The sequence below is a fragment of the Pseudonocardia abyssalis genome (genome assembly GCF_019263705.2).
Taxonomy (GTDB): Bacteria; Actinomycetota; Actinomycetes; order Mycobacteriales; family Pseudonocardiaceae; genus Pseudonocardia; species Pseudonocardia abyssalis.
This window is the reverse complement of record NZ_JADQDK010000001.1, coordinates 4,558,204-4,584,298: the sequence shown is the minus strand read 5'-3', so window position 1 is coordinate 4,584,298 and position 26,095 is coordinate 4,558,204. Positions and strand designations below refer to the sequence as shown.

Sequence of the window (26,095 nt, the reverse complement as noted above, 5' to 3'; positions counted from 1 at the left end):
TCGCGGGTCGTGCCCGCTTCCCGCCCGGTAGATCGAGTAGAGGCGTCGTGAGTCCCTGGCACCCGGGACAGACTGCCCGGACCTTGTCAAAGCCCGTAGCGTGGCCGTGAGCGGCTTGCCCGGCGCACTTACGGCAGAAGCCTGCTCGCTCGTACTCGTCGGCTACGTCATCCCAGAATCGAGCCTGGCGAAGAGTCTCACCCGGAGGTCCAGACGACCCGGTAAGCGGCCGGGACGGGCGGACGGGTCTTCGCCGCGTCTTCGCAGACCCATCGCGTACCGGCGTCATCGTTCGGCACTGCTGATCGTGCCGTCTGCTTGGAGCAGGTACGTCTCGTTCGGATCGAGTACCGCTCGATCCTGCGGAGTCAGGTACGGCACCACTTCGTAGCCGACGACCAGGACGTCAGCACCGCTTAGAAGTGGCTCGATCCTGTCGAGCCCGAAGGCACGCACGAAGATCGGATCTATCACCCGGTCACGATGCTCGATAAAGGCTCGTAGCCGAACGAGCCTACGGCGAAGTCCGTCACGTACGTGGCTACTCGGCGCTTGCTGGCGCCGCGCTTGCTTAGGAACGGCCACGGACCCGGTCCCATCGTGCATTAGCGGCCTTCCGGCCTGACTCGCTTCGAGTCATCTTCCCGTTGTTAATCACGGTCGTAGTCTCAACTTCGATGTAGTCGCCTAGCTTTAGCTTTCCGAGAAGGTCAGCCATCGCTCGCTCTTGGAATCGTCGTTCGGCGAGGATTGGGTTAATGACTTGCTGGCCCATGCTGCCCTTAACAGTTAAGGGCTGGTCCACGAGTGCAGCGGTTAGGACGGCGATCGTGTCTCGGACTCGGCAGGCAGCGTGCAAAGTCTCGATCTCGTCAGGACGTAGGTCCCAACCGTCTTCGGCGTTCACGATCTTGTCCCAAAGCGAGGAGCCGTTAGGTCCGAGATCACCCGGAGGAGTTATGTAGTCGTTCATTAGTGCCTTTCTGGAAATGTGTTAGCCCGCTACGACGTAGCGGAGGGGGCCGCCGCATTACGTGGCGATCAGCAGATACCGGGCATGGGTAACCCGGGTAGGGGTCTAAGGGCTTAGCGGGATGGCTTAGCTTGATTGAATGGCATGACGAGATCAGATGCGAAGCGGCTTAGCATCGATCGATGCGGGACGCGACACGCTTAGTGATTCGTTAGGTACGTGTTGATTCGATCAGCGAGCAGCACGGCTCGTGCTGCACGACGTCGTCCGCCACGGCGCCACCGCTAGGTGGCACGCGCGAGGTTCACCTCCGGGCCGTGGTCGAGCACGGGCTAGGCAGTGCCGATCCCTGGTCCGTCTCTGTGCTGTAGTCACCGCTAGGCCGTACTCGTGCGAGGTGCCTTACGAGCAATGCTTGAAACCTGTGGATGACCGGAGGGGCCGTACCCTTCCGGTGATCTTGAGGCCATCAAGCAAGATCGGCGCGCCAACGCCGGTCGGAAGGGTACGACCCGTGCTCACCGTAGTTCCTGGAGCTGCCGACGCAGATGAACCCCACCGGGACGGCGGCTCGCTGATCGACGAGCTGGTCCGCGAGGGCGCCCGCCGGATGCTCGCCGAGGCTCTGCAGGCCGAGGTCGACGACTACATTGCCCGCCACGTCGGCGAGCGCGACGAGCACGGCCGCCGGCTGGTCGTGCGCAACGGCACCCACCAGCCCCGCGAGGTGCTCACCAGCGCCGGCGCGGTCGAGGTGACCGTGCCGCGGGTGAACGACCGGCGCACCGACCCGCAGACCGGGGAGCGGGCGCGGTTCTCCTCGGCGATCCTGCCGCCCTGGTGCCGCAAGACCCCGAAGATCACCGAAGTGCTGCCGCTGCTCTACCTGCACGGGCTCTCGACCAGCGACTTCGTGCCCGCCCTGGGCCAGTTCCTCGGCTCGACCGCCGGGCTCTCGGCGCCGGTGATCACGAAGCTGACCGAGACCTGGAAGGCCGAACAGCGCACCTTCGCCGCCCGCGACCTGTCCAGAGCCGACTACGTCTACCTGTGGGCCGACGGGATCCACGTCAACATCCGCCTCGAAGAACACAAGCTGTGCCTGCTCGTGCTGATCGGCGTCCGTGCTGACGGGCGCAAGGAGCTCGTCGCGCTGGCCGATGGCTACCGCGAGTCGACCGAGTCCTGGGCGGACCTGCTGCGCGATGCCGCCCGGCGAGGGATGCGCGCCCCGGTCCTCGCGGTCGGAGACGGCGCGCTGGGGTTCTGGGCCGCGCTGCGCGAGGTGTTCCCCGCGACCCGCGAGCAGCGCTGCTGGTTCCACAAGATCGCCAACGTGCTCGGCGCCCTCCCGAAATCCGCGCACCCGGGGGCGAAGAAGGCACTCGCGGAGATCTGGAACGCCGAAGACCGCCGCCACGCCCTCGACGCCGTGAAAGCATTCGAGGCCGCCTACGGGGCGAAATTCCCGAAGGCGGTCGCGAAGATCACCGACGATGTCGAGGTGCTGCTCGCGGTCTACGACTTCCCCGCCGAGCACTGGATCCACCTGCGCACCACGAACCCCATCGAGTCGACCTTCGCCACCGTCCGGCACCGCACGAAGATCACTCGCGGTCCCGGCTCGCGGGCAGCCGGGCTGGCGATGGCGTTCAAGCTCATCGAGGCCGCCCAGGACCGCTGGCGCGCCGTGAACGGCCCACACCTGGTCGCGCTCGTCCGCGCCGGCGCCCTGTTCGTCAACGGCAAGCTCGTCGAACGACCCGACGACCACCACCAACCGGAAGCCGCCTAAAGATCTTCATCCACAGGTCTTGACTATTGCTCGTGCCTTACCTCGCTCGTGCTGTACCCGTTAGCGATGCCCGGGTCCGTCTGTCACGGGTCGTTGTCGAGCACCTGGACGTGACGATGCCCGTTACGCCAGACACCGTTAGCCGTACAGCGCCTAGCAGAGCTACCCAGTGTGATTCCCTAGGCAGAGCTTGCGGAGGCCGTCCGTACGCGCGTGGTTGCTACCACGAGATTCACTAGCCGCGCGGTGCTCTTAGGCGTCGAGACGCTTCGTGTCCCTAAGCCGGAACGTCCTGCTGTAGTCGGAGCTATGCGAGAAGCCGGGATGAGTACCCGGGCTATCGGTAGTGCTGTCGGTGTTTCGGAGGGCACGGTACGGAACACCCTAGGCGATCCTACTGCGCAGAATTACGCAGTAGGCGGTGTCACAGGCGTTAACGGGAAGACATACGCAGCACGCCAGCCGGTCGAACAGGAACCCGGTCACGGGTTCCGCGCGTCAGAGGCTTCTGCCTCTGGCCGACGGGTGGACTGTACGGAGTGCGGGACGAACGTCGCGGTATCCCTGAACTACGCGGTCGGTAGGTACTCCGCGACGTCTCACCACGTATAGTCAGCGGGTGAACGAACGGATACGCCCGCTTCGTCTACTATCGCAATTGGAGTAAGTCGTGGCATTGTCGCCGAACTCAGTCGCTTCACTTCTGATCGAGCCCGGTATAGGTGCCGAGCCTATCGCCTCTGGGACCGCATTCGTGGTGACCGCAGACGGCCGTCACTACATAATCACTAACCGCCATAACGTGACTGGTCGCGATTCTCGAAACCGGCCGGTTTCTGATACATCGAGAATGCCAGATACTTTGCATATCTGGCACTATGACGGGGATGGACGTCGTATCTCGTGGCGAAAGATCATCGAGCCGCTCTACTTGTCGCCCGGCCACCCGGCTTGGTTCGAGCATCCGGTCCACGGGGCAAAGGTTGACGTAGTCGCCTTGCCTGTGACCTGGACAGAAGATGTGACGTTCCTGCCCCATGATCAACAGTCGTATGAGCGGACCTCTGTAGCAGTGCGAGTAGCCGCTGACGTAAGCATCATCGGATTCCCATACGGCCTTACGGGTGGCGGAGCACTCGGCATATGGTCACGCGGCACAATCGCTACAGAGCCGGATATTGATTTCGACGACCTCCCGCTACTGCTCGTGGATAGTAGGACACGTAGCGGCCAGTCCGGATCACCGGTCATCTTCACCACCGGCGGAAAGTCGGTCCCGACGAAGGATGGCGGAACCATGATGGGAAGCGGGGACGAAACAATCCTAGTCGGCGTCTACTCCGGCCGAGTCAACGCAGAGAGTGATCTAGGATTCGTCTGGAAGGCTAGCGTAATCGACGAGATCATCGCGGGAGGGCGGCGCCCTTCCGGTGAATCTCTCTTGCCATAGATGGGCCAGTGGTCGACTAACCCGGCAAACTGTGCAGGGTAAGCAACGCTACAGCGCCTGTAGGGTAACCCTGCAAATGCTGCACCCTTACCCGGCAACTATTACCGGGTAAGGGTCACTGCTATCAAACTTCGACGTAATCCTTATTGTCCCTGCCGAGTCTCGGCTCCCAGCTACCGTCTTTAGTCTCGTAGTAGCCGTCTCGTGGGTCCGTTATCGACGGAACCCAACGGACTAGAACGCTACCGGCATCCGGCTCGAACGGGTCGGGTGGTAGCTCTTTCAGCTCCCACGGCTGCACCGCTACTAGTTTTTCGTGGTCGGCCACGAAGGCAGCCTCCCGGTTCTTGTATCCAGCTTCCACAGCTTGTCTGTTCTCTTTCTGTTCGTGTGCGTATCGGGCTCGTAGCTCTTCGCGTCGAGTCCAATCCGGTTCAAGCAGACCTTCGGTCCGGTGGTACACCTTCCCGATCTTCCGCATCAGTCCGTTGTCGACCAGGAGCTTGTAAGCTCGCTTCGCGGCCGACAAGCTCACTCCGAGTACTTCGACCGCATCGGCCGGAGTTGACTCCGGCAGGAGGTAGTACACCCACTCCGCGACGGGGCTACCAGAAAAAGCTCTAGAACCACCCAAATAATATAATCCGGATAATGTTATTTGGACGGGTCTAGAGCCAAACCATGCCATCCACGACCGGTTGATCTCGTAGTGGTTGCCGTACCGCCGGGACGAGCGGTCCGGCTGTTCCTGGATGAACCCGATCTCCACGAGCTTCTTCAAGGCAGCGCGGGCGGCTTCCCGATCCGCGATGTCTGCTTCCGCGCTTAGGAACCGCTCGGAGATGTTGAACGTCCAGGCGCCACGCTCTGCACCTACCCGAAGGATGGCCAGAGCCGCCTTCCGCTCCGAGATGCCTTTCTGACCCTTAGACCAGTTCCGATATCCGAAGACGCGAGGAGCCTGGGCTTCGACCCACGAAGTAACACCTTCGCGGGTCCCGGGCGTGTAGTGGTCCTGGGCGAACTCCCAACCGTGTGACATTGCCAGGGATTCGAGTTCGTCCAGCGTGTTAGGAGATCGTTCCCGGTCTAGGACGGCTTCGGCTAGCGGTGACTCTAGAACTTGTTCGATATACGCTTCTTCGTCTAAGCCTAGCGTTATTGCCTGGAACGCTGCGCCTGACAGTGCAGGCAGGATTTCGTTACCAGCAACTTCGGTAACGTCGAGACACGAAAGCTTCATTACTACCCGTTTCAATGGTCTGTGTCTTATAGCGTGTCAAGGAAGACCCGAAAGTCTGACTTGGACACGTATTGCTTACCGTTCGGTTCCTCGTGGATCTCGATGCCTAGCCGGTCAAGAAGCGGGACAACCGATCGGTACGGCATGTCCCACGACTTTACGATCATCCACAGGTACCACTTATCGTGTTCTGGGACGTACCGGTAGTCTGAGTCCTGAGCGTTCATTACCAACCTTTTCAGCGATTCTGTGTCGGACAAGACCGGCCCCCGCTCTGTTCAAAGAGCGGAGACCGGGTACAGCGTTAGGCGCTAAGCGCAGGGAAGTAGAGATCGAGCCGGGCAAGGTCTGGGTTGAAGGCGTCGGCACGGTCGCGCCACTCCGTAGTGTCGCGCGGAAGCCCTAGCGCGGCTCCACCGTTGATCTGTGCGCCGTAAACTCCGAACGGATGGCCCTTGTCGGGCTTGGCACCACGAACGCCGGACGCGTCTAGTGCTGCGAGGTACGCCGCTGAATCATCCGGAGGCGACGCCGTGAGTCCAAGCGTCTGAGACGCACTAAGCTTCGATCGAGTAAGCCGGACCTCAACGGGAGCAGGCGCAGTCAGATTCAGAAGAGCGTCAGTCAACCGATCGAGCCGCTTCGTAGCGGCTGAGACGTTCCGGAACGCGACGAGCGCGGCGCCGGTGGCGTCAGCGTCGGTCGCAGCGGCAGCGGTCGTTAGCGTCGAAACCAGGGCGTAGTCCTGGTCGAAGACGTCGACCCCGGAATCGAACTCTGCACGCACGGCAGCGTCAGCGAGAAGAGCGTCACGCGCGTCGCGGCACTCAGTGATGACCCGGGCAGTAACAGCGTTCCTGACAGCCGCAAGCCCATCCTCCGCAGCGGCACGACGCGACAGATCCGCGACGTAGTCACTCGTGATCTTCTCGGCATTGGCGGGCGTGATCTTATATGGGTCCGGAGGCAAGGCCGAAGTGACGTTAGTTCGGGTAACCGCGTCGAGCGTGGCGAAGGCTTCGTCAAGCTTCGCCGGGATCGTTGCTCCGATACTGCGAAGATACTTAATCGCTGCCTGCCGCTCAGACTGATCCGAGACAGCAGTAAGGTTGCGTACGTTAATCAACTTAGTTCCTTATCGAGTAATAGCGTTGTACAAAGTGTCCGCGAACATGTCCCGTTGACTCGGAGTCGCCTTAGAGTCGCGCCCCATCGCTTGCGACGGGTCCACGGCCATGACTCGCGGCGGATCCTGCCGAGACCGGATCTCTGCGATCTCGTCTGCAAACCCGGCAGCGTCCGCTTCGAGTTCGGTAGTCGTACTCCCACGGAGCCGGGACGCGAAAGCGTCCGGGTTATCCGCGTAGCCGTGGCGTACCGCGAGCGTCAAGGCGTACTTGTATCGCTCGATCTCGTCGACCTGGACGGCAACGTCCAGAGGGTCAGCGTCGGTACTCACGCGGCATCCTCTGCAAGCTCAGTGCCGCCCGCCCGGATAGCCTCTTCCGAGAGACCCGACTTCCTAGCGAGTCGTGCAAGTCGAGCAGGCGTAGGTTCAGCCGCGCCTGCCCGCCACTTCTGTAGGGCGGAAGGCGAGATCGCCAGTGCAGTACACTTGTCGAGCTGCGTCCCTGGCATACGAGCAATAGCGAGCCGGATTCCGGCAGCGAGCAAAGCCCGATCGTTGGACATAATGTTTCTCCTTATAGTGATTCAGCGATAAAGCGACAGTAAAGCCCGACGCTCGCGCATCTGCTGCATGTTCGTTACGAGAATTCTGCACGGCGCACAGACGTAGAACCCGTCAAGGCAAAGGGTTACACGTTCCGTTGATCCGCACTGTTCGCTAGTTTCAAGAAGCCGTACGCACTTCTCATCGGACATAATCGTTCTCCGGGTGGTGGTTGTCGTATCCGGGCACAACAAAAGTCCCCGGTGCCGTAAGGCATCCGGGGTTGTAGCGGTGGGGCCTGATCCCGGCTATCTGCATTTAAGGACAAGACCAGGCAACCCACCAACTACGCGCTAGTACCGGTTCGCCGCCGTACTAGCTCCGTCCGAAGACGGAAGTTCTTATCTGCACATTGCTCTTGCCTTCGGCCCGCAATGTGACGCGGTGGCGAAGCCGACGCGGAGCATTAATATCAAAGTAAGGGAGGTGGGTAGTGGTAGTGGGTGGTGCGTGGGTCGATACTGACCCACGAAGCAGTGTCTTTAAGGAATCCGTCCGAAGGAAAAGGATTCCGTTGCGTCGCTGACTACGGCCTGGCGGCCTTCGTCATCGTTGAGTTGCGTTACACCGCTCAGAGCCGCTGGCGCGTCTCTTCGCGGATGTTCGTAAGGAGGCTGTTCGGCCTGGCGGCCAAACAACCTTGGCCCCTCCGTTGGTTCCCCGTAACTTCTTTTCGCCTCTACCCACCGTTAGTAGGTGCCCCACGAGCACCTTCGGGGCAGAAACAAGATCAAACAGGCTGAAGTTCACTCGAACGGAGTCACGGGGTGACTCTCGCGTCCCTGATCTACGACCAGTGCCGTCGGAGCTAGCAATCAGGGCTTAGCTAACGGCTCGCTTCGCTCTCACCCTTCATTAGGTGTTCGGATGCCCCGATCCGAACACGCTAGTGCTCCGAAGGCCCGAAGTTCACCCGTTCGGAGTCCCGAACGGGTCTAGCGGTATGGCGTTATGCCGCCATCTGCCCTTCACTAATACAGGGAAAAAGCGACACGAACGGATCGAGCGGGGACACAGCGGTCCGGGTACACGCGTGCCGGGCAAGGCGACGCGGCACGACCAGCCCATCAAAGGCGTCCTCATCGTGTCGACCACGGACCCTGGTGACCGGGTACTGCCCGCGCGTGACGTCGAGCCGGAGCCCGGCGAGTGGGAAGCCTGCCTGCTTGAACCAGTGCTTGACCAGGTCCCGGTACTTCGGCTCGATCAGGCGGACCGGAGCACTATCCCGATCTCGGTAGTCGTCCATGATCAGGCCGTGCCCGGCCTCATAGAGCTGCGCCTCCGGTCTGTTGTCGACGTCGTGGTCCGGGTCGACGGACCCGCCGTCCGCGTCGCTGACACAGTCAGGCTGTACTCGGAGCTTGCGGCGCATGTAGTGGTGCTTGGTCGTCTCGACCAGCACGGCAAGCTGATCGTCGGGCAGTGCAGACGGGATCTTGTGCGGGTAGTCGGCCGGGCGGTACCCGTCCGGGCGAGTGGTCTTAGCACTCCGCTCCGTGCGCTTGTTACCCGTCTTCCGGGCACGCTTGCAGGCGGGCTTGTCGCACGTCCGGCGGTCCCTGCCGCCGGTGTAGGCGTACGCGAACGCGGTGTCGCAGACAAAGCAGATGATAGTGCGGGTTGAGTTGGGCATTAGTCGTTCCTATGGGTCTAAGGGTTAAGGGTGCTAAGGCCGCGACCTAAGACGGTGCGGCACGTAGAACGGTATCGACGGATCATCGAGAAGTCACGGCCAAGGCGCGACACGCCGGGAAACAGGCACGCTTGCAGGCTTAGGTACCGCGATTAGGTCCGCTTACGGCGTCGAGCCGTAGCGATCTCCCGACAGTGCTCCGAGCAGTAGCGCGGGAACGAGCCTCTTAGGGTGGCTCGCTCGACTAGGAACCACGACCGACACCGTAAGCACTCGCCGGTGAACCGGACGACGTTGCCGTCCAGGTCCACGACGCCGTTAGGTACGCGCCATCGAGTCGCGCCCGGCGTCCGGTACCGGGGCCGCTGCCCCACGGCCGGCTCAACTAGCGGCGGGTACTTACGGAGGTCCGGCTTAGGTACGGACTGCATTAGCTTCGGAACGCGAAGGTGTAGAGCGTCGCCTGACCGTGCATCATGTCCGGATCTTCGAACGTCTCCGACGGCAGCTCTTCGTACACGCGACCCGCTAGCCACGAGCTAACGGTAAGCCAGACTTCGTTAGTGTCCGATACGAGCGGAGAGGCGTAGACGCGGATGCAGTCATCGAACTGTGCAGCGTAGTAGAATCGGGGGTACGTAGCGATATCGAGCACGGGAATCCTTCGGGCCGGGGAGGATTCCAGCCTGGCAGAAACCGCTACGTGCGACGCCACAAGAACATAACGATTCGGCGAAGAAGCGAGCGGTTATCGGACCTTCGGTGCCGATTCCGCCGCGTAGGCCATGACCGTTTCATGGCTCGACTACTACGAACGCTAAGCCGCGACTCCTAAGCCAGCGTTGCCCCGCTAAGCGGCCTCCTAGCTCTACGGCATCGAGTAGATCCGCGACGTCGTGGCGGACTACGATCCACGTCGCCTTCGGCAGGATCAGGACCGGCTCGCCACCGCGATTCTCTGCGGCTATCTCACCGTCAGTCTTCTCGACTACGTGCAGACCCGCCCACTCTCGGAGGGCGTTGGACCAAGTGATTTTCTTCCGTCCGAGACTCGCTTGCTCAAACTCCCAGTAAAGTTCGATATCCGCAGCGTTGCCGGTCTCGACGGCATCGCGGAGTATCTGGAACGGTGAACGATTCCCACCGCGTGCGTGCTTAGTCGCAGAACTGACCGCTTCGTACGCCGCCTTGCTGATGTACGTCGACACCTGGTCGATCGAGTCCCCGTCGAGCTGCACGGACCGGACGTCGAGTCCGCCCCGGTCCTCTACCGCGCTGAACCCCTTGCGCCCAAGCGCACGGTTCCACCGGGCGAACATCCGGTGTCCTAGTTCGCCCATGAGTTCAACGGAGACCGGGCCGTCGAACACGATAAGAGCGTGCACGTGGACGTGGAACCCGTGTTCCTCGCCGTGAGTGATCTCCACGGCACGGAGCCATCCGACGACCCCGAACTGATCCTTGTCCTTCTGCCAACCGGCTCCGGACGTCGTAGAGCGCCAGGCGCTACCGATCGCGTCCCAGCACGAACGGAGCGACAGGCCCTTGTGGTGGCGCATCGTGAACGTGGCGAGAGCAACGGAACAGCGCTGGTCGACAGCAGAGCGAAGCACTGCCGCTACCTCAGCGGCTCGTGCGGCAGAGATCGAACGAGCACAGACCGGGCATGACCACGACCCGCACGACTGGAGTCCCGCGACCCCGGCACGACGGTTGCCGTCTTCGGCATCGCTCAACCTCACGACGGCCCCACCGCCGGACGTGAAGGGCACCCGGCCGCACTTGCGCTGCCTAGGCACGGATGACCACTCCCAGAGCGACCGACGCCATGCCATCGCCTCACGACGGCGACCCCGACGGCCGTCCTCGGCCTCCCGAACAGTTGCCCGCCTATTACCAAGAGCAGGACCGGGGCTCGCTTCGCTCGCCCGCCCCCGCGCCCCCGACTCCGTCGGGCGCGGTGGCAGCGGCCTGCTGTGCCCGCTCATGCTGCGGACCTGATTGCAGCGGCGTAGTCGGAGTACGACCCGAAGAAGGGTGCTCGCATCCGGGACAGTGACCGGCCAGGCGTCGAGACGAGGCCGATGCCTGGCAACGCGGTTGTGTGCTGGTCGGCGATCAGGGGATCGGCGCCCGGGTGTAGCAGCTCGACGCTTGCTCGGTTGTCGGTCCGGAACGAGATCCGGGTACTGCACATCGCCCGCTCGAAGGCTCCGACGACGGCGGCTTCCGCACGCTGCACAAGGATCAGGACACGAACGCCGGCCTTTGCCCCTTCGGCGAGTAGGCGGCCGATCAGAGCGCGGATCCGCTTGCCCTGGTCCTTGTTCGCGGCGTCGGCGGCACGGTAAAGCCCGGCGAGTTCTTCGAGCACGACCACCAAGAGCGGGACGTCAGGCGTGATCGCTAGGGAGTCGCGGTCCGCAGGAAGATCCCTGATCCGCTGGTCCATCTCGTCTACGAGCCGTAGCAACAGCTTCTCGTGCTGGTCGATCGAGTCGAGCCCGGAGACCTGGTGCTTAGCGTGTCGTGACCCGACGAACGGGCGCCAAAGGAGTCCGGTCGGGTCAGAGCCGGTAACGAGTACGTCCGGCTCCCGGCAGAGTTGAGCTAGCAGGCTGTAGGTCCAGACGCTCTTTCCTGATCGTGTTACACCTTGCACGATCGTGTGCGCTTCCTTGCGCATGTCCTGGACGAGATCCGTACCGGTGTCGAGCCGTCCGAGCAGCGTCCGGCCGTCATCGCGGTAAGACATCGGGACCGTCAGGGCCAGGGGGTCAGCGTCGAGCAAGGTGACCACGGCCCACTCACCCGTGCCTCTGGGCTCTACCCGGAGACCGTGAGCGTGCATGTGCGGTGCGATCCGTGCCGCCAGGCTCCGGACGTCCTGCACGGTCATTCCGGGCTGTAGGCGGACAGTCAGGACTCGTGGGGGACCTAGCACGATGTGCACGAGCGCCGGGACGATGACGGTCGGCCCGGTAACGGTCTGAACTTCGCGGGTAAGCCCTGCGCCTTCGCACGCACGAACCCAGGAATAGGCGATCTCGTCCACTTCGTGTTCCTGGTCGGTAGGTCGTCGCTGCCAGAACATCGGGATTCCTCTCGTAGCCGGATCTGGGCATGACAAAGCCCCGATCCCCCGGGAAGCGGGGAACCGGGGCCGGTAAGCGGTTAGTGCGGGGTACTAGGCAGCGGCAGGCTTGTTCTCGGCGGGTCGTGATCCTTCGATTCCGTCGGCACGCATCGAGAGGGCGACACGGCCGGTAGAGCGGTCCGCGTAGGGGACTGCGACCAGGTTCCGGAACCGGACCGGCTTCCACTTCTCGGTGACCGGCTCTTCGTGCGACGAGACGCGGACGCCCACGACCTCTGCCCGGTCGGCTTCGGGGTCGTCGACCAGGACGTCTACGACCCAGACCGGCATACCCGTGGTCTCGTCCTTCGCCTGGTTGCCGGACCGACGACGCTGGCCGTCGGAAAGCTCTACGTACTCGGCTCGTGCAGCGGCCTTACCGGTCCCGATCAGGTTGACGCGGTTCATGTCGACGGGGATCTGTCGCATTTCGGGTTCCTCTCAGTTGCGTACGGCTCCGTACCGGACGCTGATTGCGGGTAGTTGCAGCTAGTCGCGCTCGTGCTCGATCTCGACAGTCACGGACGGCTTCGCGTAGCCGTGGTGGCTAGCGAGCAGGTAAACGCCTTCGCGGTACGACCGGGACCGGCCTACGACTTCGCCGTACTCGGTTTCGACAATGTACGGCCGACGCTTCTCGTCGGGCGTCGTGGCGAACCGGTCCCGGATCAGCGATCCGGAGAAGTCGCCCGCCCCGCACGTGACGAGCCCCTTGCCCTTCGCCACCACGTCCACGCAGACCAGGACCAGCAGGGCGAGTTGTCCGGGGACCATTACGCCACCTCGCTCGTGGCGTCGTACCGGCCGTGGTCCCGCGCGATCCACGCTGTAGCGGCACTAAGGCGGGTCACGGGATCCGGCTTCGTGCTGGCCGTGATCCGCTTCGTTGTGTCGGGCAGACCACGGGCCGTCAGGACCAGCGAGCTGACCTCATCCCACGTCGAGATCCGACCGATCTCGATACCGAACGGGTCCGCGACCCGGATCACGTCCCCGATCCGAAGGGCCCCCGCGACGATCAGCCAGTCGTACAGAACGACCCCGATCAAGTCGCCAAACACCTTCGTGTGCAGCGTGTCCGTGTAGAGCACGTCCTTGCCGGGCATGTACGCCTCCGTCTGGTGCATCCGGTGTATCTGGTGAGCACGAAGGTAGCCGACAGGTGCAACTGGTGCAACTGGGCTGCTAGATGCAGCGTGACCAGGCATGAGAGGATCGGCCGGTGGCAGACCGGCGACTTCTACGGACGAGCGAGGTAGCAACCGCTCTAGGTGTCGACCGGTCGACTGTGTACCGGTGGATGCAGGCGGGGGTGATCTCCCCGGAGGTCACCACACACGGAGGTCAGGCACGCTTCGACCTGGACACGGTGCGGATGCAGCTAGCCGCTGCTAGCGAGAAAGACGACACGCCTTCCTAGATCCGGCGTCGTTCTGCTTCGTGGGGGTACTCCGGGTACCCCTAAGCCCGTAAAGGCTCTGAGATTTCCGGGCAATGATCCACAAATCGGCTGTTTATGCAGGTCAACCCTGCTATGTTACGTACAGTTACGAAGATTAGGTTTAAGTAATCATTGCAGGTCAGAGGCTTAGCGAAGCAAGCCCCGATTTCGTGGTGCAAGTACTAAAACATTGCCTCACTCCGGGAACCGGGCAGTTCCCGACGATCGACACCCAAAGGGCTACGCCACGACCACGGCGGGTGCGGAGCCTGGCATTACGGGTGCGGACTAGCGAAGGCCGCACCCACCGCGCCCGTAGCGTCGGGCGATGCCTGCCGACCGACGGGAACCACCCTTTAACCTTGCGGTTCTTTACTTGGGTGGACCACCTGAATAACTCGCCCGTCGCCGGACGGGTGCGGGAACCGGTGACCGTCCGGGAGTTCCTTAACGGTCTCGAACAGACTTCGCGTAGCGTCGGCTCGATCCGGGTTGATGTCCTCGAACATTCGGACCATCTCGTGAAACTCGATGTTCCACGGTGTCTTGCCTGGCGCAGGGTCAGAATCGAACAGGACTCGGACGTTACGACCTCGTAGCCACGCATTTCGGGCCGTAGAGTCGAGACCCGCCCAATACTGACCGAACAGGATTCCGGTCGGTACGTATCGGAAGCCCGATGGCCTAGACGGCACTGCCGCAAGCTCTGTCCGGCGCGTAGTGAGGTTGTCTACCTCACGCATCCGTGCCGTGAACGCGGGAGAGTCGACCGGTAGCCGGGATACCGTCGCAGTCAGCGTCTCTAGCTGGGCGTCGATCTCGTCTATTGCCCGGGAGTTGTCTTCTCCCGGCTCGAACACCTTTTCGTGATGCTCTGTTTCACCCATGAACTGTAAGAGCGTGTCGTTAACTACGCGCTCCGCTTCTGAGACCAGTACGGTCCCGTTCGAGCAGGTACGGCGAGGATCGTTGTTCGGATACTTTACCGACGCACACCGATACCGGGGATGCTTCCGGGCTTTCAGGTAGTAGTACGGTTCTCCGCACTTAGCGCAGTACAGAACGTGAAGGAGTAGCGATGTGTCAGCCTTCCGCCTTTGAGTCGGCGCGGCTTCCTTGCGGCTCTCGATAATCTTTTGTAGCCGGTAATAGTCAGCGGCATCGATCAGGGGCGTAGCCCGTTGTAGCGGTGCGCCTTCAACAAAGACGATCTGCTCTGTACCGTACTGCTTCCGGCCTTTCGCGTCGTGAACCGCTTTACCGTCCGGGCCAGTAGTCACTGGCCGGTGCGTAGCGAGCCCGATTAGCGTAGGCGATGTGAGTTGACGCGTCAGGTTCGAGATAGACCACCGGGTACCGCGTGGTGGTCTCTTGTTCAGGACGGCTTGCCGGTCCTTTTGCGTGAGTACCTTACGTTCGTTCAGGTCTCCGACTACGCGGGTTATCGGGTCGCCATCGAGCAGGCGGCTAACCATCTTCCGGACCTCTGGCGCTAGCCCGTCTTCGTCGGGTACTAACTCGTGGTGATCGTCCACCTTCTCGGACCGGTAGCCAAGAGGTGCAATCCCGCCCCGGTAGACCCCGCGCATGATGTTGTGCTGAGCAGCACCGGAGTTCCGGGCCGTGATGCTTTCTAGCTCCATCTGAGCGGCCCACGCGAGGATAAACAGAATCAGCTCACCGGCTGGTCCGGCTGTGTTGATCGCACCGTCTGCGGTGTACAGGTGCTTGTCGTGTTGTCGGAGGTACTGGAACAGCCCGTGCACGTGCGTGGTCGATCTCCCGAACCGGTCGGGCTTAGCGGCGACGACAACGTCAAACTCACCGGTTCGGTCTCGTAGCCACGGCCCGGACCCGGTCCGGGTCAGGGGGTCGGTAGAGCCGCTGACGTCCAGGTCGGTAGCGACGCCTACGACGTCCCACGCGCGCTGTGCACAGAACGTGCGGCACTCGTTCTCTTGCCGCTCCGGAGAGGTACTAGCGTCGGTCAACCGGCTGAGACGGAGCAGGACGAGAGCGCGTGTCATGCCGGGTCCGATCGCACACCCGGAGCATCGTCTGCCCGCCCTGCTCCGCTACAGCCCGGTTGCATCACTAGGAGAGTGTCGCGTACTCCACCGTCGACATGCCGTCGTCGCGGGCGGCGAGCCGGTGCAGGCGTCGGGTCAGGGTCGTGATCATGGGTTGTCTCCTTCGTCGGGACGGACACGGTGGTCACCACCGTGCGAGTGCCTGGCCCGCCAGGCCGATGACGACCGGGGCGATGCCGAGGACCAGGAAGGCGGGCAGGAAGCACAGGCCGAGCGGCCCGGTGATCAGCACGCCTGCCCGCTGGGCACGTGCCTGTGCGGTGTCGACGAGCTCGGCGCGCACGCGGGCGGCCTCTGCGACCGCGACCTGGGCGAGCGCCGCGCCGGTGCCCGCCGAGCGCCCGGCGGCCCGGGCGAACACGGCGAGGACGGGGACGTCCTGCGCCGCCTGCCACGCGTCGGCCGGGTCGGCGCCGAGCTCGAGCAACCCGGCCACCCGCCGCAGCTCGACCCCGGTGGGGCCGGGCAGCGGGCCGGCCGCCGCGGCGACGGCCGAGGCCACCGGTAGCCCCGCCCGCAGGCAGACGCCGAGCAGCTCCCACCCGGCGGCGAGCGTCGCGAGGTCGGGAGGGGACACCCTCGACGGCAGCCGGCGCAGGACGACCAGTGCGCCCAGTGACCCGAGCAGGGAGACCGCACCCGCCACCGGGCCGCCCAGTGCCAGGCCGGCGGCACCGCCCGCCACGGTCCCGACCGCGATCCAGGCAGGTCGTAGCGCGGCGGGGGCACCGACTCCGGCGCGGGGGGTCGCGTTCAACCGCGCCGCGCCGACGCGGGGCCCGCCCACGAGCAGGGCCGCGGCGAGCAGGAGCAGGACCGGGGGTGTCATCGGGGCACCGCAGCCCGCAGGATGTGCTCGGTCCACGCGACCCCGGCCGCGGCCAGGGCCACCCCGACGACGAGCAGCGCCTGTCCGAGCAGTCCGCTGCGCAGCACCCCGATCGGGTCTGCTCCGACCAACTGGCCGAGTGCCAGACCGAGCGCGGGCAGCGCCGTGAGCACCAGCGCCGTGGCCCGTGGCCCGGCCAGCTCCGCACGCACCCGCGCGGCGAACCGCACGCGCCAGCCGAGGTCGGCCGCCGCCCCGGCGAGGAGCTCGGCGAGCGGTACACCGCACCGGTCGGACAGGGCCCAGGCCGCGGCGAGCCGCCCGATCTCGGACGTCACCTCCGGGTGCTCCCCGGCGCCGCGGCGGAGGGCGGCCGGGACGTCGTCGCCGAGTCCGCTCGCGGCAGCCGCGGGGGCGAGGACGGCGCGGGCCCGCGGACCGTCGGCCGACGCCCCGCCCAGCGCCGTCGCCGGATGCGCACCGGCGGCGAGTTCGTCGGCCATCCGCGTGATCGCCGACGCGAGCTCACCCGCCGTGCCCGCCTCGGCGGTCTCGGTGCGGCGGGCCGTCCGGAGGCGGCGGACCGTCGCTCCGATCAACAGGCCGGCGACCGCGCCGCCCGGCCCGGCGACGACCAGCCCGACCACCCCGCCCGCGACGACGGGCAGCGCCGCCCCGGGGGACCGCCACGGTCGCGTGCGGTCGATGCCCGGCCGGAGCGCGCCCAGCCGTGCCACCGCGGCGGGCGGGGGCAGGAGCGCCAGCGCGGCGGCGAGCGCGGCGCACGAGATCGTCACCACGGCGCCGGCACTTCCCGCTCGGCGAACAGGCGCCCCAGGGCCTGCCGCTCCGTGGTCCAGCCGCCGGACCGGGTCCACGCCGGCAGGACCTGCACCTCGGTCTCCGAACGGGCGAGCACCCCGACCGCGTCGAGGACGCGCGCCCCGCCGCGCAGACGGCGCATGTGCAGCACCACCTGCACCGCGGCGGCGAGCTGGCTGTGCAGCGCCACCCGCGACATCCCGCCGACGGCAGCCAGTGCCTCGAGCCGGGCGGGCACCTCGCGGACCGAGTTGGCGTGCACGGTGCCCGCCCCGCCGTCGTGACCGGTGTTCATCGCGGACAACAGGTCGGCGACCTCCGCCCCCCGCACCTCGCCGACGACGAGCCGGTCGGGCCGCATCCGCAACGCCTCGCGCACGAGGTCGCGCAGCACGACACCGCCCGCGCCCTCGATGTTGGCGGGCCGCGACACCAGCCGGACGACGTGCGGGTGCCGAGGGGCCAGTTCCTGGGCATCTTCCACACAGACGATGCGCTCCCGCGGATCGACCGCACTGAGCAGCGCACCGAGGATCGTGGTCTTCCCCGTGCCGGTTCCCCCGGAGACGAGCAGGGCCAGCCGCGCTGCGAGGACGGCCCGCAGCAGGGCCTCGCCTCCCGCGTCGATGGTGCCCATCCGCTGCAGCGCCCCCAGGTCGTGGGCCGCGGGCCGCAGCACGCGCAGCGACAGGCACGTGCCGTCGGGGGAGATGGGCGGGAGCACCGCGTGCAGGCGGACACCGGCCTCGGCGAGCCAGCCGTCGACGTAGGGGGAGGCGTCGTCGAGCCGGCGGCCCGCGGTCAGTGCGAGCCGCTGGGCGAGCCGCCGGACCGCGGCCTCGTCCGGCAGGCGGACCGCGGCAGGTTCGGGCCCGGTGCCGCGGTCGACCCACACCCGGCCCCCGCCGCTGACGAGCACGTCGGTGGTGCGGGGGTCGCGCAGCAGTGCGTCGAGCGGGCCCGCCCCGACGAACTCCTCCCGGAGCACCCGCAGGGCGTCGAGCACGTCGAGGTCGGAGGCGACCCCGCCGGACTCCGCCCGCACGGCGGCCGCGACGGCCGCGACCCCGGTGCCGTCGCCGGTGGCTGCGAGCCGGGAGCGGACGCGCTCGACCGACATCCCGCCCATCCGCTCGCTCACGACCCGCTCCCGGTGGACGTACCCAGCTCGGCGAGCACCGCGCGGGCCGCCGCGGCGAGCGGCCCGCGGGTCCGGCCCGGGGCCTCCCCGCGTTCCAGCGCACGGGCGAGACCCGGTTCGGACCGCATCGTGGTGAGCAGCGGCAGCTCCAGCGCACGCGCCACCTCCGCCGCGTCGATCCCGCCCGGGGCGGGCCCGCGTACGACCAGCCGCGGCACTGCACCGTGCTCGGCCAGCATCGCGACGACCCGTGCCGCGGCCGCGCACGACCGCACGTCGGCGGGCACGACGAGGACCACGAGGTCGGCCGCACCGAGTGCGGCGAGTGCGGCGTCGGTGCCATGGCGGGGCAGGTCGCAGACGACCGTCTCGCCCGCCCGGCGTCCGGCGTCGATCACCGCGGAGACGGCGGCGGCACCGGGCCCGCTTGCGGCGCGGTCGCAGGACAGCAGGGCGAGCTGGCCGCCACCGCGGCCGGCGACGGCGGGAGCGGGCAGGGCGGCGTGCAGCGCGGCCGCCGGGACCCGCCCGCCGCCGACGCCGACCCCGGGCCAGCGCAGGCCGTCGAGGTCCTCGGCGCCCAGTACCAGGTCGAGCCCGCCGCCGAGCGGATCGCAGTCGACCAGCAGCGCCCGTCGCCCGTCGCGGACGGCGGCGACGGCCACCGCGGCGGCGAGCACCGACGCCCCGGCCCCGCCCCGGCCGCCGACGACACCGAGCACCGGCCCGCGCCCGCGCGGTTCCTCGGTGGCCTCCGACAACGCCGCGACCAGCCACGGCTCGGCATCCGGCAGCGACACCACGTGCTCCGCCCCGATCGCGACGGCCTGTTGCCACACCCCGGGCGGCGGCTCACCCCGGACCGCGACGACGACCCGACCACGCCGGGGCAGGCCGTGGCGCGCGCAGTGCTGGGCGGCTCCGGCATCGAGCAGCACTACCGGTGCCTGGGCCCACATCCGGCGCGCCGCGGTGGCGTCGACTGCCCGTTCCAACTCGCACCCGGCCGCGGCGGCGAGCCGGAGCACGGCGTCGAGCAGGTCGAGGTCGGACACCATCACGAGCCCCCGCTGAGATCGGCGCATCGCGGCCTCCCTGGTCGTGCCCCGCCCGGTGCGGGACGGGATCCAGGGTCACCCGGGATCGGGCGTGCGGAGCGACGAACCGGCTTTCTGTGGACAGCGGGGGACCGATGTGGACAACCCGGTCCCTCGGCCGGTTCGCGACACCGGATCGTCGGTTCGATGCGGCAGCCTGGGACGGGGAGCGTCCGGACACGGGACGACCCCCGCCAGGGGGGATTGGCGGGGGTCGTCGTCGGTTCAGCTCCGGGGGGTCGAGCTGAACCATGTCCGGACGTATCCGGACGACGTCAACTGTAGCCGGAGATCAGGCCGTGCGCGCACCCCTGGACGGAGCATCTGCGGCGATTTCGCGACGCGCGCCCCCCGCGCCACCTGCGGCGGCCACGTGGTCTGGCAAGCTCGCTCGACATGCCCGGTACGCCGTCGATCCCGCTCCCGCGGCGGCCGACCGCCGCCGCCTTCTTCGACCTCGACAAGACGATCATCGCCGGGTCCAGTGCGCTGGCGTTCAGCCGCCCGTTCCGCCGTCAGGGACTGATCAGCAGGCGGGCCGTCCTCCGGAGCGGGTACGCGCAACTGCTGCTCGTGCTGTCCGGTGCCGACGCCGGGACGATGGAGCACCTGCGCAGGCGGATCACCGAGCTCTGCACGGGGTGGGACGTCGCGCAGGTGAGCGCGATCGTGGCCGAGACGCTGCACGAGATCGTCGAGCCGCTGGTCTACGCCGAGGCCACCGAGCTGATCGCGGAGCACCGCGCCGCGGGCGAGGAGGTGGTCGTGCTCTCCGCGTCGGGCCAGGAGGTCGTCGAGCCGATCGCCGCGCTCGTCGGGGCCGACCGCTGTCTGGCCACGCGCATGGGCGTCGTGAACGGCCGCTACACGGGCGAGATCGAGTACTACTGCTACGGCGAGGAGAAGGCCCACGCCGCCCGCGACATCGCCGCCGCACGCGGGTACCGGCTCGCCGACTGCCGCGCCTACTCCGACTCGATCACCGACCTGCCGCTGCTGGAGGCGGTGGGGCACCCCACCGCGGTCAACCCGGACAAGGCGCTGCGCCGGGAGGCGCTGGAGCGCGGCTGGCCGATCCTGACCTTCACCGCACCCGTCGCGCTCGGGGTGCGGTTCCGACCGCCGGTCCCGGCGGCCGCGGTGATCGGCAGCGTGGGGATGGCCGCCCTGATCGGCGCCGGCTGGTACTCCTACCGCAGCCGCCGTTGGTGACGCACCGTCGCTGAACCGGTGCACCCGCCGTCGGCCCTTGCTGTGCCGGGTGACACGGGTTACACATGTCGTACGGACTTCCGGGAGGCCAGGGGCGGTGCGGCAGAGAAGCATCCGCCTCCCCCGACCGGTGCTCCGTGCGCGAGGAAGCGGGCACTCCACGCACAGCACGCCGCGGGAGGCATGTCGTCGTGGGCCTGCGTACCGGGACGCCGGACGCCGAGGCCACCAACACGGCACGTAGTGCACGCCTGGATCCCGATTCGTCGCGCGTGGACGGGCGGTCCCCCGGGAGGGGTGCCGCCCGTCTCGCGTTCGCCCCGGTCGAGTGCGGTCTCGGTCGAGTGCGGTCTCAGCTGCGGGCGTCGGCGATCGAGAGGCCTTCGCGCCCGCCGGCCTCCCACTGCGCGCAGCAGTGCAGGATCCACTCGCCGACCCCGTGTGCGCCGCCCGCCGCGAAGCCCTCGGCCGCCGTCCGGTACTCCGCGGCGCGCCGCAGGTGGCCGACCTCGGGAACGGCCAGGCCGCGGGGGTCGAGTCCGGCGGTGAGTGCGGTCAGGCGTGCAGCGGCCCGTGCCACGACGCCGCTGGCGGAGCCGAACGGTCGCAGCGCCAGCAACTCTCCGTGCACGACGGCGACCAGGATCGGGGCCGGGGCCCGCGTGCCGCCGGTGATCAGGCCGGCCAGCAGTGCGAGCCGGTCGGTGACGCCGTCGCCGGTCCGCGGCCGTCCCAGCTCGGCACCGTGCCGGTCGGCGGGGAGCAGGTCGGTCGCCGCCAGCACGTGCAGGCGGGCCAGGACCTGCGACGGAGAGGTGCGCCACGCGGCCAGTAACCGGCCGGACTCCTCGGCGATCCGGACCGCGCCCGCGAGGACCGGGTCGGTGACGGTGTCGGGGGAGTCGAGCGGGGCCCCGTCGAGCGCGGCCGAGGCGCGCGCGGCCCGGATCCCGGCTTCCGCGGCACCCGCGGGCCAGCCCTGCCGGTTGGCCGGGTGGTTGTGCACGGCCACCACCGCGTCGCGGGCCCTGGCCACGGCGTCGGCGACGCCGGGGAGCGCGGTCAGGGGTGCGAGCGGGTCCGTGGCGATCACCGCAACCATGCTGCCAGTAGGGGGAGTACTGGTCGGACAGCCGGTGCATTCGTCGGTGGTGGGCGATAGCGTCCCCCCCGAGAACGTGCGCTGGGCGCCGATGCCCGGCGCGAAGACGAGCAGGAGGGGTACGGATGGCCGACTCGGGACCCACGTTGAGCAACCTGTCCACGGAGAGCCGCAGCTTCCCTCCGAGCGAGGAGTTCGCCGCGCAGGCCAACGCCACCGAGGAGTGGTACGCCCGCGGAGACGACGACCGGGAGGGGTTCTGGGCCGAGCAGGCCGACCGCCTGCACTGGCACCAGAAGTGGGACCAGGTCCTCGACTGGCAGCCCCCGTTCGCGAAGTGGTTCGTGAACGGCAAGCTCAACGTCGCCTACAACTGCGTCGACCGCCACGTCGACGAGGGGCACGGCGAGCAGGTGGCCTTCCACTGGGAGGGCGAGCCCGGCGACTCCCGCACCATCACCTACGCCGACCTCAAGAGCGAGGTCAGCAAGGCCGCCAACGCGCTCACCGAGCTGGGCGTGCAGGCGGGCGACCGGGTGGCCATCCAGCTGCCCATGATCCCCGAGGCCGTCATCTCGATGCTGGCCTGCGCGCGCCTCGGCGCGATGCACAGCGTCGTGTTCGGCGGGTTCTCCCCCGGTGCGCTCAAGGCCCGCATCGAGGACGCCGAGTGCAAGCTGCTCATCACCTCCGACGGGCAGTTCCGGCGCGGCAAGCCGGCGCCGATGAAGGAGAACACCGACGAGGCGGTCAAGGACACCCCGTCGATCGAGCACGTGCTCGTCGTCAAGCGCACCGAGACCGAGGTGCCCTGGACCGAGGGCCGCGACGTCTGGTGGCACGACCTCGTCGACAAGCAGTCCGACGAGCACGAGGTGCAGGCCTTCGACGCCGAGCACCCGCTGTTCATCCTCTACACCTCGGGCACCACCGGGAAGCCGAAGGGCATCCTGCACACCTCGGGCGGATACCTCACGCAGGCCGCGTACACCCACCACGTGGTGTTCGACCACAAGCCCGGCGAGAGCGTCTACTGGTGCACCGCCGACATCGGCTGGATCACCGGGCACAGCTACATCGTCTACGGACCGCTGGCCAACCGCGCCACGTCGGTCCTCTACGAGGGCACGCCCAACACCCCGCACGAGGGCCGGCACTGGGAGATCGTGCAGAAGCACGGCGTCTCGATCTACTACACCGCGCCCACGCTGATCCGTACGTTCATGAAGTGGGGCAAGGAGATCCCGGAGAAGTACGACCTCTCCTCCCTCAAGGTGCTCGGCAGTGTCGGTGAGCCGATCAACCCCGAGGCATGGATGTGGTACCGGGAGAACATCGGGCACGACAGGTGCCCGATCGTCGACACGTGGTGGCAGACCGAGACCGGCGCGATCATGATCGCCCCGCTCCCCGGCGTCACCGCCACCAAGCCCGGTTCGGCGATGCGCACGATCCCCGGGATCAGCGCGGAGGTCGTGTCCGAGGAGGCCGAGCCCGTCGGCGTGGGCGGCGGTGGGTACCTGGTGCTCGACAAGCCGTGGCCGTCGATGCTGCGCGGCATCTGGGGCGACGAGGAGCGCTACAAGGACACGTACTGGTCGCGCTTCGCCGACCAGGGCTACTACTTCGCGGGCGACGGTGCGAAGTACGACGACGACGGCGCCATCTGGCTGCTCGGCCGCGTCGACGACGTGATGAACGTGTCCGGGCACCGCATCTCCACCACGGAGGTGGAGTCGGCGCTGGTCAGCCACCCGACGGTGGCGGAGGCCGCGGTCGTCGGTGCGGCCGACGAGACCACCGGGCAGGGCATCGTCGCGTTCGTCATCCTGCGCGGCAACGCGGCGAAGGACGGCGGCGAGGACGCGATCAAGGCACTGCGCGACCACGTCTCCAAGGAGATCGGGCCGATCGCGAAGCCCAAGAAGATCCTCGTGGTCGAGGAGCTGCCCAAGACCCGCTCCGGCAAGATCATGCGTCGGCTTCTCCGCGATGTCGCGGAGAACCGCGACGTGGGCGACGTCTCGACGCTGGCCGACTCCACCGTCATGGACCTGATCTCCACGGGGCTCAAGGACGGCAAGACCGAGGACTAGCCCTGGCCGACGACGACCTGCACGTGCGAGGGCCGCTGGTGCTTCCCGGGAGGGAGCTGCACTGGCGGTTCTCGCGCGCGTCGGGGCCGGGTGGGCAGGGCGTGAACACCACCGACTCGCGCGTCGAGCTGTCCTTCGACGTGGCGCGCTCGCCGTCGGTGCCCGACGACCTGCGCGCCCGGGCCGTCGAACGGCTGGCGGGTCGCCTCGTCGACGGGGTGCTGACGGTCGTCGCATCGGAGCACCGCAGCCAGCTGCGCAACCGCGACGCCGCCCGGGAGCGTCTCGCCGCGACCCTGCGCGGGGCCACCGCGGCCGACCCGCCCGCGCGGCGGCCGACGAAGCCGTCGAAGGGGGCGAAGCGCCGCCGGATGGACGAGAAGACGCGGCGGGGCCGGGTCAAGCGGCTGCGCGGCCGTCCCGACGACGGGTAGGGTTCCCCACCGGTGCGCCGGGAAGACTGGTCGGCAACGTCCTTGCCGTACCCGATCCGTCTCCGGAGCCGCCCGTGACCGCCCCCCGCCCCGTCTCCGAGTTCGCCCGTTACCTGCGCACCGAGACCGTCGGGGGCATGGTGCTGCTCGTCGCCACCGCGGTGGCGCTGCTGTGGGCGAACTCGCCGTGGGCCGGTGCGTACGTCGGGCTGCGCGACACCGTCGTCGGGCCGGCCGCCCTGCACCTCGACCTGACGCTCGCGCAGTGGGCCACCGACGGGCTCCTCGCGGTCTTCTTCCTCGTCGTGGGGCTGGAGCTCAAGCGCGAACTGGTCGTCGGGGAGCTGTCGAGCCTGCGCCAGGCACTGCTCCCGGTGGCTGCGGCACTGGGCGGGATGGTCGTGCCGGCGGTGGTCGCCCTGGTCGTGGGCGGCGGTGCGCCGGGCATGGAGCAGGCCTGGGCGATCCCGGTCGCCACCGACATCGCGTTCGCGCTCGGCGTGCTCGCGCTGGCGGGATCGGCCCTGCCGGTCACCGCGCGGGTGTTCCTGTTGGGCCTGGCCGTCGCCGACGACCTGGGTGCGATCGCCGTCATCGCGTTCGTCTTCAGCACGGGGCTGGACCTGCTCGCGCTCGGGGCCGGCCTGCTCGGCGCAGCGCTGTACTGGTTCCTGCAGCGGCGCCGCGTGCGGGCATGGTGGATCTACGTGCCGTTGGGTGTCGCGGTCTGGGTGGCGATCCACGAGGCCGGGATCCACGCGACGATCGCCGGGGTCCTGCTCGGCCTGCTCACCCGGGTCCGGCCCGACGACGGTGAGCGGCACGCGCCCGCGGTGCGGCTGGAGCACCGGCTGCAGCCCTGGTCTGCAGGGTTCTGCGTGCCGGTGTTCGCGCTGTTCGCGGCGGGTGTGCCGGTCGGGGCCGACGCGCTGCGCGAGGTGTTCACCGCGCCCGTCCCGCTCGCCGTCATGGCCGGGCTGCTGTTCGGGAAGGTCGTCGGCATCCTCGGCTTCGCCTGGGTCGCCATCCGGATCACCCCGGCCTGTCGCCCGCGCGGGCTGGGGTGGCGGGACATGGTGGCGGTGTCGATGCTCGGCGGTGTCGGGTTCACCGTCAGCCTGCTGATCGCCGAACTGTCGCTGGCCGACCTGCCCGAGGTCCTCGACGCGGCGAAGGCGGCCGTCCTGATCGCGTCGGCGGCCGCCGCACTGATCGGCGCAGCGTTGCTGCTGCGTCGCGGACGGGTGCACGCCACACCCGACGAGGGGACCTGACGCGCCTGGCCGGGCACCGCCGCCGGTCGCGTGGAAGGATGGCCTCCCGATCATCGAGACGCGCTCGCAGCACGTGCAGGAGGACAGTGGTGGCCAGCCCGACCAGCTCCAACGGCACGGAGGTTCCGCCCGTGCTGCCCTCGATCCCGCTCTCGAAGGAGCCGGTGGTCGCAGCCGCCGACCAGTCGATCGGCGGACTCGTCCGCGAGGCGACCGCCCAGGTCTCCACGCTCGTGCGTGCCGAGGTCGAGCTCGCGCGCTCCGAGGTCACCGCCGAGGTGAAGAAGGGCCTGCAGGGCAGCATCTTCTTCATCGTCGCGCTGGTCGTGGCGCTGTTCAGCCTCTTCTTCCTGTTCTTCGCGCTCGGCGAGACGCTCGCGCTGTTCCTCAACCGCTCCGCGTCGTTCTGGATCGTGTTCGGCTTCATGATCCTCGTCGCCGCGGTGTTCGGTCTGCTCGGTTACCTGCGGGTCCGCAAGATCCGCAAGCCCGAGCGCACGATCAGCTCGCTCAAGGAGTCGGCGCAGGTCCTGTCGAACCGCAACCGTGCCGACACCCCCGCCCAGCTGAACGGACGCGGCACCAGCTGACC

At 67.4% G+C, this 26,095-nt stretch carries 23 protein-coding genes; 8 read left to right on the top strand and 15 right to left on the bottom strand.

Annotation, left to right across the window (positions count from 1 at the left end):
* Positions 1–285: 285 nt before the first annotated feature.
* Positions 286–474, bottom strand: coding sequence for a hypothetical protein (locus I4I81_RS22320; protein WP_218606250.1), 189 nt, complete (start codon positions 472–474; stop codon positions 286–288).
* Between the two features lie 1,013 nt (positions 475–1,487).
* On the opposite strand from I4I81_RS22320, the gene I4I81_RS22315 reads away from it, so the two are divergent.
* Together I4I81_RS22315 and I4I81_RS31650 are read left to right on the top strand one after the other, a co-directional pair.
* On the top strand, positions 1,488–2,768 hold the full coding sequence (locus tag I4I81_RS22315) for an IS256 family transposase (RefSeq protein ID WP_218606453.1): 1,281 nt from the start codon (positions 1,488–1,490) through the stop codon (positions 2,766–2,768).
* A 670-nt stretch (positions 2,769–3,438) separates the two neighbouring features.
* The gene (locus tag I4I81_RS31650) at positions 3,439–4,218 is read left to right on the top strand and encodes a S1 family peptidase (RefSeq protein WP_218601898.1); all 780 of its coding nucleotides are present in this window, start codon (positions 3,439–3,441) and stop codon (positions 4,216–4,218) included.
* A 124-nt stretch (positions 4,219–4,342) separates the two neighbouring features.
* On the opposite strand, the gene I4I81_RS22305 is transcribed toward I4I81_RS31650, so the two are convergent.
* The 8 genes from I4I81_RS22305 to I4I81_RS22270 form a co-directional block, all read right to left on the bottom strand.
* Positions 4,343–5,461 (bottom strand): hypothetical protein, encoded by a 1,119-nt coding sequence (locus I4I81_RS22305; RefSeq protein ID WP_218601899.1) that lies wholly within the window; start codon positions 5,459–5,461, stop codon positions 4,343–4,345.
* Between the two features lie 304 nt (positions 5,462–5,765).
* Complete coding sequence (locus I4I81_RS22300) at positions 5,766–6,587, bottom strand: hypothetical protein (RefSeq protein ID WP_218601900.1); 822 nt, start codon at positions 6,585–6,587, stop codon at positions 5,766–5,768.
* 1,555 nt (positions 6,588–8,142) lie between these two features.
* Positions 8,143–8,829 (bottom strand): hypothetical protein, encoded by a 687-nt coding sequence (locus I4I81_RS22295; protein ID WP_218601901.1) that lies wholly within the window; start codon positions 8,827–8,829, stop codon positions 8,143–8,145.
* Positions 8,830–9,623: 794 nt separating this feature from the next.
* Positions 9,624–10,664 (bottom strand): protein rep, encoded by a 1,041-nt coding sequence (locus I4I81_RS22290; protein WP_225924658.1) that lies wholly within the window; start codon positions 10,662–10,664, stop codon positions 9,624–9,626.
* A gap of 149 nt (positions 10,665–10,813) precedes the next feature.
* Positions 10,814–11,884 (bottom strand): hypothetical protein, encoded by a 1,071-nt coding sequence (locus I4I81_RS22285; protein WP_218601904.1) that lies wholly within the window; start codon positions 11,882–11,884, stop codon positions 10,814–10,816.
* Between the two features lie 132 nt (positions 11,885–12,016).
* Positions 12,017–12,394, bottom strand: coding sequence for a hypothetical protein (locus tag I4I81_RS22280; protein WP_218601905.1), 378 nt, complete (start codon positions 12,392–12,394; stop codon positions 12,017–12,019).
* Between the two features lie 60 nt (positions 12,395–12,454).
* Positions 12,455–12,739: a hypothetical protein gene (locus I4I81_RS22275; protein WP_218601906.1), complete on the bottom strand. Its 285-nt coding sequence runs from the start codon at positions 12,737–12,739 to the stop codon at positions 12,455–12,457.
* Positions 12,739–13,071 (bottom strand): hypothetical protein, encoded by a 333-nt coding sequence (locus tag I4I81_RS22270; RefSeq protein WP_218601907.1) that lies wholly within the window; start codon positions 13,069–13,071, stop codon positions 12,739–12,741. Before I4I81_RS22270 ends, I4I81_RS22275 begins: the two co-directional genes overlap by 1 nt.
* A gap of 116 nt (positions 13,072–13,187) precedes the next feature.
* On the opposite strand from I4I81_RS22270, the gene I4I81_RS31645 reads away from it, so the two are divergent.
* A complete protein-coding gene (locus I4I81_RS31645) occupies positions 13,188–13,385 on the top strand; it encodes a helix-turn-helix domain-containing protein (RefSeq protein ID WP_218601908.1) in 198 nt (65 codons plus the stop codon).
* Between the two features lie 377 nt (positions 13,386–13,762).
* Here I4I81_RS31645 and I4I81_RS22260 read toward each other — a convergent pair whose 3' ends face one another.
* The 5 genes from I4I81_RS22260 to ssd all read right to left on the bottom strand — a co-directional run bounded on the left by I4I81_RS22260 (position 13,763) and on the right by ssd (position 19,373).
* Positions 13,763–15,433: a recombinase family protein gene (locus tag I4I81_RS22260; protein WP_218601909.1), complete on the bottom strand. Its 1,671-nt coding sequence runs from the start codon at positions 15,431–15,433 to the stop codon at positions 13,763–13,765.
* Between the two features lie 187 nt (positions 15,434–15,620).
* A complete protein-coding gene (locus tag I4I81_RS22255) occupies positions 15,621–16,325 on the bottom strand; it encodes a type II secretion system F family protein (protein WP_218601910.1) in 705 nt (234 codons plus the stop codon).
* Positions 16,322–17,125, bottom strand: a complete 804-nt coding sequence (locus I4I81_RS22250) for a type II secretion system F family protein (RefSeq protein ID WP_218601911.1) — start codon at positions 17,123–17,125, stop codon at positions 16,322–16,324. Before I4I81_RS22250 ends, I4I81_RS22255 begins: the two co-directional genes overlap by 4 nt.
* Positions 17,119–18,276, bottom strand: coding sequence for a TadA family conjugal transfer-associated ATPase (locus I4I81_RS22245; RefSeq protein ID WP_372453541.1), 1,158 nt, complete (start codon positions 18,274–18,276; stop codon positions 17,119–17,121). The genes I4I81_RS22250 and I4I81_RS22245 overlap by 7 nt, the downstream gene beginning before the upstream one ends.
* Before the next feature lie 8 nt (positions 18,277–18,284).
* Positions 18,285–19,373: a septum site-determining protein Ssd gene (gene ssd, locus I4I81_RS22240; protein ID WP_275957360.1), complete on the bottom strand. Its 1,089-nt coding sequence runs from the start codon at positions 19,371–19,373 to the stop codon at positions 18,285–18,287.
* Between the two features lie 408 nt (positions 19,374–19,781).
* Between ssd and I4I81_RS22235 the strand changes: the two genes are divergently transcribed.
* Positions 19,782–20,597: an HAD family hydrolase gene (locus I4I81_RS22235; RefSeq protein ID WP_218601912.1), complete on the top strand. Its 816-nt coding sequence runs from the start codon at positions 19,782–19,784 to the stop codon at positions 20,595–20,597.
* A 352-nt stretch (positions 20,598–20,949) separates the two neighbouring features.
* On the opposite strand, the gene I4I81_RS22230 is transcribed toward I4I81_RS22235, so the two are convergent.
* Entirely contained in the window at positions 20,950–21,690 is a 741-nt protein-coding gene (locus tag I4I81_RS22230; RefSeq protein WP_372453539.1) for an oxidoreductase, read from the bottom strand.
* Between the two features lie 134 nt (positions 21,691–21,824).
* Here I4I81_RS22230 and acs point away from each other — a divergent pair, with 134 nt between their 5' ends.
* The 4 genes from acs to I4I81_RS22210 all read left to right on the top strand — a co-directional run bounded on the left by acs (position 21,825) and on the right by I4I81_RS22210 (position 26,093).
* Positions 21,825–23,795 (top strand): acetate--CoA ligase, encoded by a 1,971-nt coding sequence (gene acs / locus I4I81_RS22225; RefSeq protein WP_218601914.1) that lies wholly within the window; start codon positions 21,825–21,827, stop codon positions 23,793–23,795.
* A gap of 2 nt (positions 23,796–23,797) precedes the next feature.
* Positions 23,798–24,229 (top strand): alternative ribosome rescue aminoacyl-tRNA hydrolase ArfB, encoded by a 432-nt coding sequence (gene arfB, locus I4I81_RS22220; protein WP_218601920.1) that lies wholly within the window; start codon positions 23,798–23,800, stop codon positions 24,227–24,229.
* A gap of 74 nt (positions 24,230–24,303) precedes the next feature.
* Positions 24,304–25,503: a Na+/H+ antiporter NhaA gene (nhaA, locus tag I4I81_RS22215; RefSeq protein WP_218601915.1), complete on the top strand. Its 1,200-nt coding sequence runs from the start codon at positions 24,304–24,306 to the stop codon at positions 25,501–25,503.
* 89 nt (positions 25,504–25,592) lie between these two features.
* Positions 25,593–26,093 (top strand): phage holin family protein, encoded by a 501-nt coding sequence (locus tag I4I81_RS22210; protein ID WP_226363508.1) that lies wholly within the window; start codon positions 25,593–25,595, stop codon positions 26,091–26,093.
* Positions 26,094–26,095 lie beyond the last annotated feature (2 nt).